10 protein-coding genes are annotated in these 16,077 nt (G+C 49.9%); 3 read left to right on the top strand and 7 right to left on the bottom strand.

All coding sequences use genetic code 11. The features are described 5' to 3' along the window. Nucleotides 1–75: 75 nt before the first annotated feature. The 3 genes from T488_RS0113200 to T488_RS0113190 are packed head-to-tail and all read left to right on the top strand — an operon-like array spanning nt 76 to nt 2,583. Nucleotides 76–990, top strand: coding sequence for an ABC transporter ATP-binding protein (locus tag T488_RS0113200; protein WP_028521205.1), 915 nt, complete (start codon nt 76–78; stop codon nt 988–990). After that, on the top strand, nt 983–1,693 hold the full coding sequence (locus tag T488_RS0113195; RefSeq protein WP_028521204.1) for an ABC transporter permease: 711 nt from the start codon (nt 983–985) through the stop codon (nt 1,691–1,693). Before T488_RS0113200 ends, T488_RS0113195 begins: the two co-directional genes overlap by 8 nt. Nucleotides 1,694–1,710: 17 nt before the next feature. After that, a complete protein-coding gene (locus T488_RS0113190) occupies nt 1,711–2,583 on the top strand; it encodes a sensor histidine kinase (protein ID WP_028521203.1) in 873 nt (290 codons plus the stop codon). 48 nt (nt 2,584–2,631) lie between these two features. Here T488_RS0113190 and T488_RS0113185 read toward each other — a convergent pair whose 3' ends face one another. From T488_RS0113185 to T488_RS0113150, 7 genes are all read right to left on the bottom strand, one after another. Further along, nucleotides 2,632–8,244, bottom strand: a complete 5,613-nt coding sequence (locus tag T488_RS0113185; protein WP_028521202.1) for a hypothetical protein — start codon at nt 8,242–8,244, stop codon at nt 2,632–2,634. A 350-nt stretch (nt 8,245–8,594) separates the two neighbouring features. After that, nucleotides 8,595–8,996 carry a hypothetical protein gene (locus T488_RS0113175; protein ID WP_028521200.1) on the bottom strand — a complete coding sequence of 134 codons (402 nt, stop codon included), beginning with the start codon at nt 8,994–8,996 and terminating at the stop codon, nt 8,595–8,597. Between the two features lie 11 nt (nt 8,997–9,007). Beyond that, nucleotides 9,008–10,708, bottom strand: coding sequence for a serine/threonine-protein kinase (locus T488_RS0113170; RefSeq protein WP_028521199.1), 1,701 nt, complete (start codon nt 10,706–10,708; stop codon nt 9,008–9,010). A 16-nt stretch (nt 10,709–10,724) separates the two neighbouring features. Continuing rightward, nucleotides 10,725–11,504, bottom strand: coding sequence for a PP2C family protein-serine/threonine phosphatase (locus T488_RS18050; protein WP_051536482.1), 780 nt, complete (start codon nt 11,502–11,504; stop codon nt 10,725–10,727). 12 nt (nt 11,505–11,516) lie between these two features. After that, on the bottom strand, nt 11,517–12,872 hold the full coding sequence (locus T488_RS18990; RefSeq protein ID WP_051536481.1) for an FHA domain-containing protein: 1,356 nt from the start codon (nt 12,870–12,872) through the stop codon (nt 11,517–11,519). Nucleotides 12,873–13,143: 271 nt separating this feature from the next. Next, nucleotides 13,144–15,423 carry a YlbF family regulator gene (locus tag T488_RS19905; RefSeq protein ID WP_028521198.1) on the bottom strand — a complete coding sequence of 760 codons (2,280 nt, stop codon included), beginning with the start codon at nt 15,421–15,423 and terminating at the stop codon, nt 13,144–13,146. Next, nucleotides 15,410–15,964 (bottom strand): RNA polymerase sigma factor, encoded by a 555-nt coding sequence (locus tag T488_RS0113150; RefSeq protein WP_028521197.1) that lies wholly within the window; start codon nt 15,962–15,964, stop codon nt 15,410–15,412. The genes T488_RS19905 and T488_RS0113150 overlap by 14 nt, the downstream gene beginning before the upstream one ends. Nucleotides 15,965–16,077: the final 113 nt, after the last annotated feature.

Raw genomic sequence — 16,077 nt, 5'->3', positions numbered from 1 at the left:
TTAACTCTTTTCTTAACCGATTTCTTAACCTTCCTGTGATATACTCATATCAGAAAGAAAGAAGGAGGTTCTTATATGGACTATGTACTCAGAACAAATGCGCTCACCAAGCAATACAAGGACTTCAAAGCCCTGAACGGTCTCACAATGAACGTTCCCAAGGGCTCCATATACGGCTTTGTAGGCAGGAACGGCGCAGGAAAGACCACTCTCATACGCATGGTGTGCGGGATACAGTTCCCCACGGACGGCAGCTTCGAGCTCTACGGCGTCAAAAACAGCGATCCAAATATCTCCGAGACCAGAAGGAGAATGGGTGCAGTTGTGGAGACCCCGTCAATACTCCCCTATCTCTCCGCAAGGAAAAACCTGGAAATGCAGTATGACATTATGGGAATGCCCGACTATAAGGGCATTGATGAGCTCCTTGAACTTGTGGGACTGAAAAACACAGGAAATAAACACGCCAGAGACTTCTCGCTGGGAATGCGCCAGCGTCTCGGCATTGCCGTGGCGCTCTGCGGAAAACCGGATTTTCTCGTCCTTGACGAGCCCATTAACGGTCTTGACCCACAGGGCATCATCGAAATGCGCGAGCTCATAATCAAGCTCAACCGCGAGAACAACATCACCATTCTCATCTCCAGCCATATCCTTGACGAGCTGGCAAAGGTAGCCACACATTACGGCTTCATCAACGGCGGGCAGATAGTCCGCGAAATGAGTGCCGAGGAGCTGGAAAACGAGTGCCGCAAGTGCGTAAGGGTGAAGGTCACCGACACCGGCGCCCTTGCAAGAGTGCTTGACGGAATGGGCACCGATTACAGAATGATCGACAAGGAAACGGCTGACATCTTCGCCTCTCCGAATATCACAAAGCTGGCATTCAGCCTGTGGGAGGAGAAGTGCGAGATACTCTCCGCCTCCGAGCACGATGAGAACCTTGAAGGCTTCTTTATCTCACTGGTAGGAGGTGGCAGCAATGAATAAGCTCCTGAAAGTAAACCTGAAGCTCATGCTCCGCAGAAAGGATACGATGATATGCGTCATCATGTCGGCGGTACTCGCCCTGCTGGAGGTCCTCATAAGCAAGCTCAACGGCAGCCTTGACTGGTTCGGTATGTTTGAGATACCACTGATAATGATGATGTTCATGTCGGCTGTGGGAGGTCTCTTCATAAGCCGTGACTACACCCAGAATACCATACGCAACAAGCTCACCGTGGGACATAAGCGCTCCCACATCTACCTTGCAAATCAGATAGCGGAGACAGTATTTTTCGGTGTATCGCTCATCATTTTCTTTGCGGTATCATCTGCTGCCAACCTTATAGTCATCGGTGCAAAGGGTGCAGCTGCTTCTGATGTGCTGAAAAACATGACCGTTTGCTTCTTTGCGGTGGTCGCTGTATCCGCTCTAACCACATTTCTCGCCATGACCGTAAAAAGCGCCGCAGGCGGAGTTCTTCCCATAATAATCATGTATCCCCTGCTGATGTTCGCTGCTATGTCTCAGGAATTCGGCGATTCAAAGTGGATACAGGTGATGAATGACATCATTCCCCTGAGCCAGATGACTGCACTTGCGGTCCCTGACAAACGCGCCGCCATTCACATAGTATATTCACTGATACTCACCGTATTTTTCATAACAGCGGGAGTGGTAAACTTCCGCAAAGCCGACCTTAAATAACCACACAGGAGGAAAAAATGGTTTACTGTCTGTTATGCGCCGCAGTTGTGATAATACTGCTCTGCGTCAAGATATATCTGCTGAAAAAGTCGGCACGGGAAATATCCGCGCAGTTTGCTGACAGACTTAAAAGCGACACCAACAACACCATTTATGTTTCCTCAGGTGACAAGGATATACGCGGTCTTGCGGAGAGCATTGACTCTCAGCTGTCTTTGCTCCGCAGAGAGAAGCTGTCCTGTATCCGCGGCAACAGGAAACTGAAAAATGCAGTGACAAATATCTCCCATGACCTGCGGACACCTCTCACAGCCATACGGGGCTACCTTGACCTTGCGGAAAAGACCGATGATCCGCAGAAGCTCCGCCGCTATTTCTCGGTGATCTCACAGCGAACAGACGCTATGCAGCAGCTGACAGAGGAGCTTTTCAGCTACTCCGTCATCATATCTAAGGACGAGCCCGAGGATACGGAGGAGATATACGTAAATCAGCTCCTTGCGGAGTGTATAAGCAGCTATTATCCCGTTCTTACCGAGAGCGGGATAAGTCCCGATATAGACCTTACCGAGGAAAAGGTCATGCGTACCGCCAACAGGTCGGAGCTCTCCAGAGTGTTTTCCAATCTGCTAACCAACGCCGCCAAGTACAGCAGCGGCGACCTTGAGATAAGGCTCACTGCCGACGGTGTCATCACCTTCGCCAATGCTGCTGCGGATATGACCCCCGTGCAGGCAGCACAGCTCTTCGACCGCTTCTATACCGTGGAGACCGCACGGAGCTCCACAGGTCTGGGGCTCTCCATAGCAAGGGCTCTTGCAGAGAGAGCGGGAGGCAGCCTGTCCGCAGAGCTCACAGATGGAAGGCTCATAATTACCCTGAAGATATAATAAAAGCCCTGAGGCAGCTTTTACGCCGTCTCAGGGCTTTTTTCTTTATCAGAGGAGCTTGTTCTTCCTTCTTCTCTTCAGAAGGAATGCGCCTGCTCCTGCAAGAGCGATAGCAGAAATACCTGTTACCTTTACCCAGGTCTTTCGGATAAGGAGTCTTGCCACGTTTGTGGTAACAAGAACGTTCCTGTAGTTGTACTCTATCTCGTTGTCAGCCATATCCGTAAGTATGACTCTGATGTCCTGAGAGCGCGCCGAATTGGGTATATCGAATGTGCACTCGTCATTTTCTATCCTTGAGCCGATCTTATCGCCGTTGAGGAAGATCTCAACCGCCTTGAGGTCGATGTTGTCGGTGACAGAGAGATGAGCGGTATAGCTCTCGCCCTTGTATGCACTGTTTTCGCTGAGATTCAGCGGTATGCAAAGGGGCTTTGTCTTGTCCACGTAGAATGAGAGCTCTGCCTTCTTCTTGTCGGAATCGCTGATGTTGATATTGCCTGCCTCGTCCACGGTATGGACGGAAACAGTATACCTGGCATCGCTGCCAAAGTTGCTTGCATAGATGGTATACTTGTAGACAGACCACTCTCCGTTGCCGCCTGTGTGCTCTATGGAGTAGTCTCTGCCCTCTCTCAGCTCTATCATCTCTGAGTCCTTGGTGATGAAGACTCCGCAGTCCTCAGAGTGCTTGTCAACGTTATACTCTGTGAGGACAATGTCCTGCTCACTGGAGATGTACTTGTCAGCCAGTTTCCTTGACGCCTCGTCGAATTCAAATGTGGAACCGAATCTGTTTACAGAGAATGTGAGCTCTGTATCCAGCTGGTTGTCGGCGTTGTCCTTTACGCTTGCCTTGATGGTGTAGATGTCGTCATAGGACTTGCGTGCGGGGAAGTTATCGAATACATAGTCAAGTCCCTCGGGAGTCTCGTTGAACTGACCGTCGAAGGGAAGGTTCTTTCCTCGCTTTGCACCCTCAAGGGTAATGCTTATGCTGTCCCTGTCAAGGTTGGTATCGTTAAAGCGTATATGCGGTCTTACCTCAGCGCCGCCGTTAGCCTTTTCCACCTCGCCTATACTGATAGAGGGAGCTGTGGTGTCGATACAGAATTTGGTATTGTAAGAGTCAAGAGCATTTCCTGCCTTGTCGCTTCCCGACACGCTTACGGAGTACTCTCCGTCCTTGCCGAATTTTATGGTGGAGAAGTAATCCTTACCAATTCTGCTCCATTCCGATGCCTTGGGGAAGCTCTCGGCGCTTCCGTTGAAGGTGCCCGAGATATTTAGTCTTGAAGGCTCGAAATTCTCGTCGCTGACCTTGAATGTCATGGTCATATTGTCATGGTAGTAATGGTCGTTCTCAATGGTCTTGTCAAAGCCCACATTGAGAACAGGAGCCGTCTTATCTATAGTGAAGGGCTCGGAGGTATACTCCTGACTGTTTCTGCCTGCCATATCCCTGCACTTTACCGAAAGAGTATATGTGCCGTCTGCATCGAAGGGCACCTCACCGCGGTACTGAGCCGTATCAGTGCCTGCGGTGCCGCCTGACAGCGTGAAGTCCACTCTCTGCCTTGTGCCGTTTACTGTAACCTCTACCAGCTCGGGATCGAAATTGCGCTCGGTAACGGTAATGACTGCACGCCTTGAGTTCTTGTAGACGTCCTTGAAATCCTGGTCGCCGCCGCTGTTCTGGTCGGTGAAAGTTACCTCCACCCTCGGATCGGTCTTGTCTATGCTGAAGCCGGCTGAAGCAGCCTCCTCCTCATAATGTCCCGCATTGTCAATGTATCCCAGCGATACTCTGCTGCCGTTGACATTGTCGGATACGCGGATAGTACCGTCCATAGCGGTAACCAGGTTCTTGTAGGTACCTGCCGCGGTCCAGCGTTCTCCGTCTTCGCCTCCGATATTGCCTTCAACGTCCACATCTGCTGTACCGCCGCCTGCTCCCGAGGAGGTAAGAAATACCTGATCTATTCCCGAGAAGCCGTCGCGGACACTGAGCTTAATGTCAACGTCGCCGCTGTAAAGAGGACGTCCCTGTGCGTCGTAGTGCTGTGCAGCGGGAAGCTCCACTGCTGCCGATGAATTCTGGTCATGTATCTGAGCGCTCTCGGTGATGATACCGAAGGTCTCCACTGTATCCGAGCTTCTGTGAACATTGCTCTCCACATACGCGGAAACTGTACCCCTGAAGCCTGCGGGTATGGTAAATCTCCACTCCTTGTCCGGAACGGTGTTTCTCACCTCCACACTGCCCTTATAGGGAGTTCCGTCGGCATTGGCAAGGCTCACATTCAGTTTCTCGATTCCCGAAACGGGAAGGTTATCCCCCGCCTTGACGGTGAATTCAGCCTCTGAGGCTGCAAATACGGAATATCTCACCACACCGTCCCTGTTGATGATGTTTCTGCCTCCGAATTCGATCCTTGATATACTGGGCTTCTCAAGATCCAGGAAAGCCTTCTCCTCACCTGATCCGGTGATATGACCTGCATAGTCGGCAGCTCTTACCTTTACAGAGACCGCACCCTTGTCGGGAATATCCTCATAGCTTCCGTCGTAGCGGCGTCCGATACGGTAATAATCTCCGCCAAGTGAAAGCTCAAAGTCCTGATCTGCGCTGTTTCTGAGTACAGCTCTGAAGCTGTCGGGAGCCTGATCCGCCTCAAAGGAGATATAATAGCCTCCCTTGCCGAGAGCTGCGGGGTCAATACCCGCCGAAGCCACATTGACCTCGTTGTCCCTGCCGTTTATATTTATGATGACCTTCTCCACGCCAGAGCTTCCGGCGGGATCGCCGTCATCTGCCTTGATCTGTATTTTTATGCCGCTGTAGGAGCTGAACCACTTTTTCTGCTTCTCCTTATCGGTGTATGTTTCCGAGGGATCGGATATATCACTTATCTCACATTTCGGCGCCGTATTGTCCACGATAACACGGAACTTATCCTTTGCGGCGGCGGAGCTGAGCTTTGTCTCGTTGCCCACCTTATCCACTGCATAGAAGATGATCTCGGAATTGACATCTTCTCCGCTGATAGCATCTGCGTTGACTCTGCCGCTGTAGCTGTCGCCGTAGCCGTACATATCATGACGCACGCCGTCAAACTCCCAGACAACTCTGTCAATTCCCGTACCCTGTTTTTCACTGCTTCCGCTGCGGAGCACATCGTCTACATTTGCCCTGAACTCAGTGCCGTCCCTGAGAACGTACTGCTTCACGCCGTCCTTTTCGCCTATGAACACCGCATTCTCTATGCGGACATCGTTATCTGCGATAACGGGAGCAGCTCCGTCATAGTTGAAAACTATCTCGTCGGACTTTTCGCCTATGCCGCTGTTGTTGCTGTTATCAACGGCAAAAACGGGGAGTGTCTCAGTGAAGATGCTGTCTTTGACTGTTTCTCCCGCCTCAATGGTGACAACGAACCTGTGGTTCTCCTGATCGTAGGTAAGGGAGGGTACAGACTTATATGCAGTTTTTGCAGCTGCAACAGCATTTCTGTAATCGCCCACCTCTTTTCTGAACACTGTGAGCCTCTCATCAGCCTTCTGCACCTGTGTAATGAGAGACGAAGGAACGTCCTCTTCATTTTCCGTAAAGGCTTTGATAAGGTGTTCAGCCTCGTCAAGCTCGTTTTTCAGGTCAGTTTCGATCCTGTCGCAGATACCGTCCCTGAGCAGCTGCTTATAGAAGTTATATTCCCTGTCGCTGCTGATATGTATAGTGTTTGCCTCTATAAGGCTGTCGCTCCTGAGATAGTCAACAGCTCTCTCCTCTCCTGCACGGATAGCGTCGTTTTCAATATAGCTTACGATATTGTCTGTATCGGTCCAGCCCTTTTCGGGTCTGTCAAAACGAATATCGCCGATGATGACCGAGCGTATCTCGCTGCCGTCCTCTGAGGCGGCATTGATATACCTGTCGTATACGTCACTGACGGTGCGCTCCTCATAGGAGGTGGAGTTGCCGCTGAGGGGACATTCCTCGGTATCGTCCACTTCGAGAGCCACGGTAAGACCGCTCTTTCCCGACCACTTACCGTCATCCGGAGCTTCTCCCGTCTCCGTGTCCTTAACGGTGGTCTCAGGGGCATTCCTGTCCACATAGAAGCATATATCCGAGCCCAGACCGTCGGCGACCTCCGTGCCGTTTTTCAGTACGTCCTTGGCGAAGAAGAAATGAGAATTCTCCACTTCACTTCTTGTAACGGTAAAGGCGCTCCTTCCCTTGGTTACAGTAAAATATGATGAGCTGAGTCCCGAATGGCTGTCACCCTTGAAGGTGTCATACACAAAGGCAGAGCCCAGGAGCTCAGCAGGGAATGTCATAAGAGCCGTATTCAGAGCGCTGCCGTCAATGGTGTAGCACTGCTGATTTCGCTTGGTAATGCCGTCAGAAGGCTTGTATACATAGCTTCCGAATGTGGCGAGCTTGCTGTAATTGAGAGTTATCTCGCTATCTCCTGCTTTGGCGGGTATCCTGAAGAACCTTTCGCCGCTTGTAACATCAGTGTAAAGCTGACTCTGGGATACCGGCTCATCGCCCTCATAATCATAGCTGCTGAGATAGTATCCGCCGTTCTCAAGATATGGTACGGGATAGAAAAGATCTCCGTTCTCGATCTGTAATTTGAGCAGCTGACGAACGTCCGAGCGTTCTTCATCGCCCTCATATCTGAGCACGGAATTTATGGTATTCGGTACAGCCCTGAGCCCTATCCTGGCATTCTGCTTATAGCCGATACCCTCAATACCCAGCACATCTTCCATCTTGAACTGGGTATTGCTGACATTGAAGATATGCTTCCTGCCGTCGCAGGATACCTCCAGAGCGCTGCTGGCGGAGGGGATCACGATTATGGAATCCGTATCCTTCCACCTGAAGGTCATGCCCTCGGGGACTACAGCTGTTCTGTTGAGAAATACAGAGATATCGGTATTCTCTCTGTCAATAGTGAAGGTCCTGGGAGCAACGCGGAAGATCCTGCCTGCCAGGTTTATCTCATAGGTCTCAGCCTCTGTGTCCTCGTTCTGTCTGTAGAGATAGAAATCCTCTCCCACAGTGATAGTCTGGCTCTCGGCTGATCCCTTGAGGATATACTCTTTTTTCGGAGTGATGATCAGATCGGAACCTACACGGGCATATATCCCGTCCACTGCTCCGCTGAACTCCAGCTCGTCGAATGATGTGAGATTATCCGCCCTTACAAAAAGGCTCACAGCGATCTTCATATTGGAAATATCCGAGTTTTCACGGTCTACCCTGTAAAGTTTTCCGCCGATATAAATATCATCATTACTTATCCCGGCATCACTGCTTACGGTTATAGTACCCGTATTCGTATCCGCAGAGAACTCCTGTTCCAGCTGGGTTTTGAAAATACTGTAAGCAAGACTGTTGAAATCATTCTCATTGAATGTACAGTTGGTGAAGGTCACTGTATAGGTGACGGGCTCTGTTTCGCCGTCATCAGCGGAAGCTCCGTCTGTTTCATCATTATCAGCCGCATTGGGCTGTACATCGGCGGTGAACATCACCGAAGCCGCTTTACTTTCTGTTATCGGCATACCGCAGAGCGAGTGGGAAACAAAGACGAGGGCAGCCACAGCAGCTATTCTTTTTCTGAAATCAAAGATGCCGTTATTCATCCCGATCTACCTCCTTTTTCTTGGTTCAAGACCATAAGCCCGCATCGTCACAGCCTGAGCCGCCTCCGCATTACAGCCGAGAAGTCCGAAGAGGGAACTTCGGACCCTCTGACCTCCGCTGATCCGCAGCGGCGGCGGGCTGTTCCGAGCTTGTAACAGGCTCACAGCCTCATCAGGCTGCAAGGGACGGTCCTTCTCAGGAGCGCCGTAAAAGCCCCGCATACACAAATGGTCATGAAGTATGCTGCGCTTTCCTGTGTCTTGATAGGTGCTCCGCAAAGGGGAGCAAACAATAATACGTATAAGGATATTCCTCTTTTCCGCTTAGTACGGAAGGCTATCCGTTGTTTTCATCTGTCTCTGCCGCGGTCGTCGATCGCCTCAACATCAGCGTTTATAAGCAGTACATTTCTCACTATCCTGAAGTCGCTGCTGCTGTCGGTCTTGGTACCCACAACAACTGTATCGCTGATATTTTCCTTTTTCTTATGTCCGACAACCACGGTTATTATGTCGCCGTCCTTGTTATCGTCAGTCTGATCGTCAAAGATCATATTCTCAGAAGCTCTCAGCGATCTGCTCACCGACGGTGACTGCGAAGCGGGCTCGGCAGCGCCGCCCTTTGAGGTCAGCTCCGATACCAGATTGGATATGACCCTGAACCTGACAGCGATCACCAGCGCCGCAAGGAGCAGCACCAGTCCGATGCCCAGAGATATTTGCGATACCACCTGCCAGTCGAATGAACTCATGCCGCACCTCCTTATTCCGCGCCGTCGATACTCTCGGCGACTCTGTCATAGAAGCTGAGGATATACTCCTTAGCCTCAGCCGCACGTTCCTCGGCGGCATTCATTTTTTCTGTCTTTGCCTTGATATTGTCAAGGAAGCTCCTCTGCTCCTCATAGGAGATCCCTGCCTTTGCAAAGTCGTTCATATTGGTATTTTCGAGATTTAACAGTGTCTTGTAGGTCTCAAGGATTATGATCTCCGAGCCTGCGTTTGCCTCCTCAACAAGTGAGTCCAGCTCCTTCATGCTCTCCCACAGATCGGCGGAGTAGTTCTTCTTCAGGAGCTCGTTCTCCTTCTTCTGTGTCTGTGAGTAGAAGTCACCGATAGCGCAGTAGACTCTGGCAATATCGTATTTATCCGGATCGGACTTCCTGAAGTTCTCGGTCTGAGCCTCGCGGAACCATTTTACCGAGGCGATCCTGCCTGTGGTGCTTCCGTTCTGCTTTGAGCTGTCACCGTCGCTTCCGTAGAAGTAGTAATACCAGTAGAGTATACCCAGCTCATAGGCGACCTCCTCATACTGAGGATCACGCTTGAGCTCGTTGATGTTTTCATTTATGAGAGTCAGTATCTGACTGGTCTCCTTCTCGTCAAATACCATATCCGTCTTGTACAGCTCTATGAGCTTGAGATAGGCGTCTGAGTAGGAGCCGTCAGCCTTTATGACCTCCTCGAAGGCAGCTGATCTTTCGCTGTATTCTGCGGAGTTCTCAGCCCTTTCCACCAGCTTGTTGAAGTCCTCGCTCCTGCTCTTGTTAGCCATAGTTCCAGCGAAGAATGAAAATCCCAGGAACACTGCCGCAAGACCTGCAAGTATGCCCGTTGCTCTCGCGTAGGTGTGGTTCTCAGCCTTGTAGAGGGCATCATAGAGCTCATCGCAGTTGGGGTATCTCTTGCTCCTGTCATCGTTGACGCACTTCTTGATTATCCTGACAAGAGCCGAGTTCATGCCCTTGCCGAAGGTGAACCTCTCGGCAGAGCTTACCAGATTTCCGTCAGCGGAGACGTTAAGGGGCTTTTTACCAGTAAGCATATGATAAATGGTGGCGCCGATATTGAATATATCTGTCCTCTCGTCCAGTTCCTCCTTGTTGAACTGTTCGGGGGCAGCGTAGGCAGGGGTATAGGCAAAGGTACCCTGTCTTCTTTCGATAACTGAGCCGAAGTCGATGAATTTGAGCTTCCCGTACTTGTCGGGGCGCTTCATATTCTCAAAGTCATCGTAGCTTCTTACCACCATGATGTTATCTGGCTTCATATCGCTGTGGATCATTCCGCACTTATGTATGAATGACATTACCGAGCATATATCCCTGGCATACCTGAGAACCGTCTTGTGGCGGAATGGATCGTATGCAAGAAGCTTCTCCATGGATACACCGTCGATATAGTCCTGAACTATATACAGAGCCTCGGGCTTGTTGTCGATTATCTCGATTATATTGGGGAAGAAGGAGTTCTTTACGTCCTTCTCGCAGAATTCCTTGATGAGGAGCGACTCCTGTCTGGCGTTATAGGCGTCGGCGCCGTTGGTCTTCATGACCTCCTTCACCGCACGCTGAGCGTTGTTGGCTTTCAGGTCAACAGCTCTGTAAACAACGGAAGTACCGCCCTTTCCCGCAATATTAAGGATCTTGTATCTGTTTTCAAGGACGAAACCTTTATTGAGCAAATAGATCTCCTCGCTTTCAGCAGAGCTTGACCATAAGAGCGGTTATGTTATCCTTCTCGCCGCCCTTGATGACCTTGTTTTTCAGCTTTTCGAGATGTCCCGACATTATCTTCTCGTTCTCGTTTATAGAGGGCTTCAGCAGGAACTGCATCTCGTCAGCCGTGATCTTTTTCCTGAAGCCGTCGGTGCAGAGCATATAGCACTCATTCTCACCGTAGGCTCCTATGCTGTAATCGTAGGAGGTATCGTCGAGACCTGCTCCGATACAGTTGGTGAGCTGGTTCTGTCGGGGGTCGGTCTCAGCCATCTCCGCTGTGATGACGCCCTCCCTGACTTCCTGTCCCACTACCGAATGGTCGGAGGTCAGCACCTTTATCTCCTCGTCTGTTATCTTATACAGACGTGAGTCGCCTACGTGGGCGGTGAGCATACGATTCAGCTGAGGGATAATGAGTATCCCCGTGAAGGTAGTCGCCATATCGGAAGCGTGCTTTTCCGCATAGGCGTTTATCCTGTCATTGAGCTCATGGAGCCTGTCGTCGACAGACTCCCTTATCTTCAGTATGGAGGCTCCCCTTCTCATGAGGTCGGCGAAGTCCTCAGCGAACCATTCGTTCATTCGCTTGCAGACATAGCCGCTGGCTCTCTCACCTGAGGAGAGACCGCCTACACCGTCGCAGACAGCGGCGAAGAAGATGTTCTCGCCCCTGAACTCTGCCTCAGCAGCAAAGAGAGAGTCCTGATTGACCTTTCTCACCGCGCCCTCGGTAGTCACATAAGAAAACATATATTTCATTCACGTTCACCGTCAGTTCTCTTCGTAGAATGTATATGATATGCCGTGATACAGGAAATTACAGCCTGAGAATATCACGGTCTTCTCTCCTGCGGGAACATCGCTTCCCTCCACGCTGAGGGAGTTGCAGGAGATATTCTCGATGCAGATATTATGCCTGCTTCCGTTGCTCTCACGGTCAATGACCACGCCCGAGAGCTCCGCACAGGTAAAGGGATACACGAAAACGGGTATCCTCTCGTTGCTTGAGCCGTTTATGAAGTAGGCTATCTTCTTCACCTTGTTCTTCGGAGGCTGCTGCTTGGCGCCTGCCGCACCCACGATAACAGTAGCTGCGTCCCCTGCGTTCACGGTGAACACGAAGGGCACGTCATAGATATAGATGACATCGCCGCTGTTAAGGGGCTCTCTTGTTATCCTGCGGGCATTCTCCGCAAAGTCATTGAGGAATGTACCGTTGGCTGAGCCCTTGTCCTCCACGAACCACTCTCCGTCCTCAAAGCCCACTACCGCGTGTACCTTTGACACAGTGCCCTTGTCTGTAAGGGACAGGTCATTGTCGGGACGTCTGCCGATGGTGAATGGCACATGGTCTATGGGGAATTCCCTGTTGTTCTCGTCCTTGAGGAAGGCAAGGCAGTCCGAGCTTCTTCTGCTTACGAGGATAGTATGGTCACCGTCATCATCTATCGGAGCGTCGGCGGCACCTGCCGCAGGTGAAGGAGACTCCGCCGCCGTATCAGCCGCAGGGACGGGATCCTCCACAGGTATGGACAGCACATCGTGAAGGAGCGTATAGAGCTGAGCATAGGAAAGACCGCCGTTCTTCGGAGTCTTGCTGTTCTGCTTGCCCATAAGGTCCTCCAGGAAGAAGCTGTACTTCTGCATGACCGTTCCGTTAGTTATGGTAATGCTCGCATTCTTGTTCAGCTTAGTTAGGAACTTCACTACATTCGCGCACTTGTAGATGTTCTCGGAAAGGGGCAGATAAGCCACGAACACTCTCTGTCTCTCCACATCGTAATACACGTTCTTCAGGTCGCTGAGGAGAAGATTGTCTGCGGAAAGTCCCTCTGTCCTTGCGCAGAACTCATATATTTTCTGGAACTGATTTATGATACTGAAATACTTTTCCTGAGACATTGTCTGTTTGATGTACTCGGAAAGCGCTGTCATATTGCTGACGTTATATTTAAATACATTTCTCGTGGCGGTCTTTTCCCACCTTATACCGAGAAATCCCACATCTCTCCTGCTGTTTATCAGCTGAAGCTGATCCTCGTCTATCCTGTCCTTCTTTTTCAGACCTGCCTGCATAAAAGTATCGCAGTTCTGATAGAGAAGCTTGGTATTGACGCTGCCTGCCATATACTCACCCCTTGATACCCGCCGAAAACGCCGTAACACCGTACTTCGGCTAACTTAAAAAAAATAAATATCTTTATATTGTTATCTCAAAAACGCCCAAAATATACATATATAGTTATTATAGCACTTTTCACTACTTTTGTCAATAATTTGAATAAGTTTACAACAAAACAAATAGATTTTTACAAAAAAATGCTTCCCACAGAGTGCCGCTGTGAGAAGCCAGTTTTTATATGATCATAAGAGGGTAAAAATGATCGGGTAAAGCGTATCAGTATTTGCCTGTGAGAAGACCGTTCTGAATGGTCAGAGCGTCGTTTGAGGTAATGCCGCCGCCTGTTTCGCATACATCGCCGTTGAACCTGCCTGCGGTCCCCAGCCTGTACTTATCGGGATTAGCAATACTCTGCATGATGAAGATAGCGTCTGCAAGATCTGTATTGCCGTCGCAGTTTGAGTCGCCGCTGCGCTCTATTGTAGTGTCCTGTAAAGCCTTGCTTACGTTGCTCTCGACCATCACGGGAGCAGGCTGCACATCGACCTTGCGGCCCGCCTTCTGCTCTGCGAGCTCCATGCGGTAATCCGCTATATAATCATAATAGTCCTTGTCCTCGCCGAAGAGAGGGGCCTCTTCGCCCAGCACGGACTCTCTGTAGACGTACACGGAGAACTGATACATAGTCACATCGTTAAGGTCTCCGTATATGCCGTTCTCGTTAAGGTCAAGTTCATACATAAAACGGGTCCAGACATCGGAAGGAATACATGACTCTTCATGCGGTATCTTGTTCTTGTAATCATAGAGGAAAATATCCGAGACAAGAACATCCTTGTAATCAATGGAGCCGTCTTCGTTTATGTCAACAGGCTCTTTTCTGCCTGCTGCTATGTCCTCAAGATACTCGTTCATGGTACAGTGGATATTGAGTTCATCGTATGTCAGTCTTTCATCCACCTGATATATCTGGCTGTAGCTCATTCTTACACGCTCTCCGAAGCGGAACCTTTCGCCCAGCGGGAACAGCGCGTCATAATGCTCGTTGTCAAAATATTTCGCATCAGGCTCACCATCTCTCTCAAAGAGATAATACATAGCGATCCCTACTGTATTATTTATGCCAAGAGTTTCAGTAAACAAGCTGTAATTTTCAGCGCACTTGTCCCACTGTGCCTCAGTGAGAGAAGTAACGTTTTGCAGTATTTTTTCTTCAAGCGGTTCATCCTCTGACTGATCTGTAAAGGCACTGAAGTCAAAAAAAGGATCATCTGATCTGTAACGGTTAGTGTTGTATCTCTGATGCTCATAAAGGTGGTATCTCGCCAGATCATCGAATGTGAAGCTACCGTCGCCGTCGATGTCCATGTCCATGTCGCCGTCCTCAAGGCAGTTGCGGAAGAGACCGGAGCCGCCGAAAACATCGCCCATATAGGATCTGAGATTGGAGACAAAGATGTCGGAAAATCTGTTCTCCACCTGTTCATAGCCCACGATGACAGGATCATTCATCTGCTCATTGTACTTCTCCATGAGCTCATCGTACTCAGCCTTGATCTCCTCAAGCTCTTCGTAGGTATGCTTTGACTTGTCATATTCCAGCTCAAGGGCATCTATCTTCTCCTTCAGCTCCGGGTCGGCAGGTCCGTATATGGGCTTGCCGTTCTCATTGTAAACTATATCGAAGTCCGCATAATAATCGGTAAAGAGGTGTTCCTTCTTCACCTTTCTCTCGCCGATAAAATACTTCAGCAGCACATCGGCATCGTTGTGTCCTACCTTGCCGTCTCTGTCATAATCGGCTATTTCGAGGATATTGTTCCTGACAGCTTCGTCCGGCTCATGTCTGTAATCGTAAGCCATGAGATAGAAGCAGTCCTTTACAGTGAACTCACCGTCTTTATCAATATCTATATCAAGATCCCCGTTATCCATCTCCGTCATTATAGTATAATCATTATAGGTCTCAGCAGCCGCCGCAGCGGAGGGTGCAGCCGCATTAGCCATCATTACAAGCGAAGCCGTAAACGGCATAAGCCTTTTCATGTCAACACTCCTTTCGGGATTTATCATGGTCGTTGTAACGGTCGTGACTACAGCAGGAGCAGCAGCCGCCGTCTGAGGGATAGACGACGATACCGCAGCCGCCGCAGTTCCGTTTTGTGATTTCGTACTATGGACAACTGTATTGACTGTATTTGCAGCAGCTGTCGTTGCTGCCGCCGTTACCGATACGTGTGCAGATGTTACCGTATCCTTCACCGACGCGGCCGTCGTCCTTGCAGCAGCGGTCCCGTGGGTGGTGACTGCGGAGGCAGTAACGTACGTACTTACGGGTGGAGCAGTAGTTTCCGCAACGATGATACCGCCGTCATCGGGAAGTTCGATATCCTTGCTGTTCATTCTGAAAACTCCGATACCGACCACCGCCGCAGCACATACCGACAGTGCTGCCACACCGCTTCTTTTCAGTATGAGCGCACGTCTTCTGTCTCTTGCGATCAGTTCGTCCCGACGCCTCAGTACGGCCTGAGTAACTTCGTCATAATCCCGCATACGTTATTCCCTCCTTTTCCAGCTCTGACCTCAGAGCTTTTTTAGCCTGATACAGCAGATTCGTTATCTGCCGGTTGTTCTTGTGCATTATCTGTGCAGTTTCTGAATTTGAAAAGCCCTCGATGTATATGAGACATATCACCTGTCGGTATTCGTCCTTCAGCTTCTGCATCAGCTTATGAATGATAGCCTTTCGTTCCTCCAGCAAGTAATCCTCCTCGACATTCTGCCCGGATGGTATATCATACATCCCCTCAGTTGAGACAGCCGACGCACGTTTTCTTTTCCTCAGATAGTCTATCGCCAGATTTCTCGCGATAGCGTAAAGCCATGTCCTGAAGGAGCTTTTGCCTGAGTATTTAGGTTTTTTGTACGCCAGTCTGAGGAAGGTCTCTTCCATGAGCTCTTCCGCATCAAAAAGATCATTGGTAAAACTATTGAGAAACAGGGTAAGGCCGTCCTTGTATTCTCGGACGAGATCACCCATAGCCGAGTCATCACCGGCAAGATAACGGCTGTAGCTACTTGAACCATTATCCATAGACAAGGCTCCTTTCCGGAAATTTTGCCTTTCAATATATTAGACGGAAGTTTTTTTCGATTATCTTAGTAAATTCTGAAAAAAGTTTTCAGTGGTCAGTGCGTAGTGCATAG

Origin of the sequence: Ruminococcus flavefaciens ND2009 (assembly GCF_000621785.1) — a bacterium.
Taxonomy (GTDB): domain Bacteria; phylum Bacillota; class Clostridia; order Oscillospirales; family Ruminococcaceae; genus Ruminococcus; species Ruminococcus flavefaciens_C.
The sequence above is the reverse complement of the archived record's forward strand: the minus strand, read 5'-3'. Positions and strand labels throughout refer to the sequence as shown.

What these genes read in the sequence shown, in the direction of transcription:
- T488_RS0113150 (WP_028521197.1), bottom strand. Translation starts at nt 15,964, where the DNA reads ATGGATAATGGTTCAAGTAGCTACAGCCGTTATCTTGCCGGTGATGAC.
- T488_RS0113175 (WP_028521200.1), bottom strand. Translation starts at nt 8,996, where the DNA reads ATGAGTTCATTCGACTGGCAGGTGGTATCGCAAATATCTCTGGGCATC.
- T488_RS0113195 (WP_028521204.1), top strand. Translation starts at nt 983, where the DNA reads ATGAATAAGCTCCTGAAAGTAAACCTGAAGCTCATGCTCCGCAGAAAG.
- T488_RS18050 (WP_051536482.1), bottom strand. Translation starts at nt 11,504, where the DNA reads ATGAAATATATGTTTTCTTATGTGACTACCGAGGGCGCGGTGAGAAAG.
- T488_RS0113200 (WP_028521205.1), top strand. Translation starts at nt 76, where the DNA reads ATGGACTATGTACTCAGAACAAATGCGCTCACCAAGCAATACAAGGAC.
- T488_RS0113185 (WP_028521202.1), bottom strand. Translation starts at nt 8,244, where the DNA reads ATGAATAACGGCATCTTTGATTTCAGAAAAAGAATAGCTGCTGTGGCT.
- T488_RS18990 (WP_051536481.1), bottom strand. Translation starts at nt 12,872, where the DNA reads ATGGCAGGCAGCGTCAATACCAAGCTTCTCTATCAGAACTGCGATACT.
- T488_RS0113190 (WP_028521203.1), top strand. Translation starts at nt 1,711, where the DNA reads ATGGTTTACTGTCTGTTATGCGCCGCAGTTGTGATAATACTGCTCTGC.
- T488_RS19905 (WP_028521198.1), bottom strand. Translation starts at nt 15,423, where the DNA reads ATGCGGGATTATGACGAAGTTACTCAGGCCGTACTGAGGCGTCGGGAC.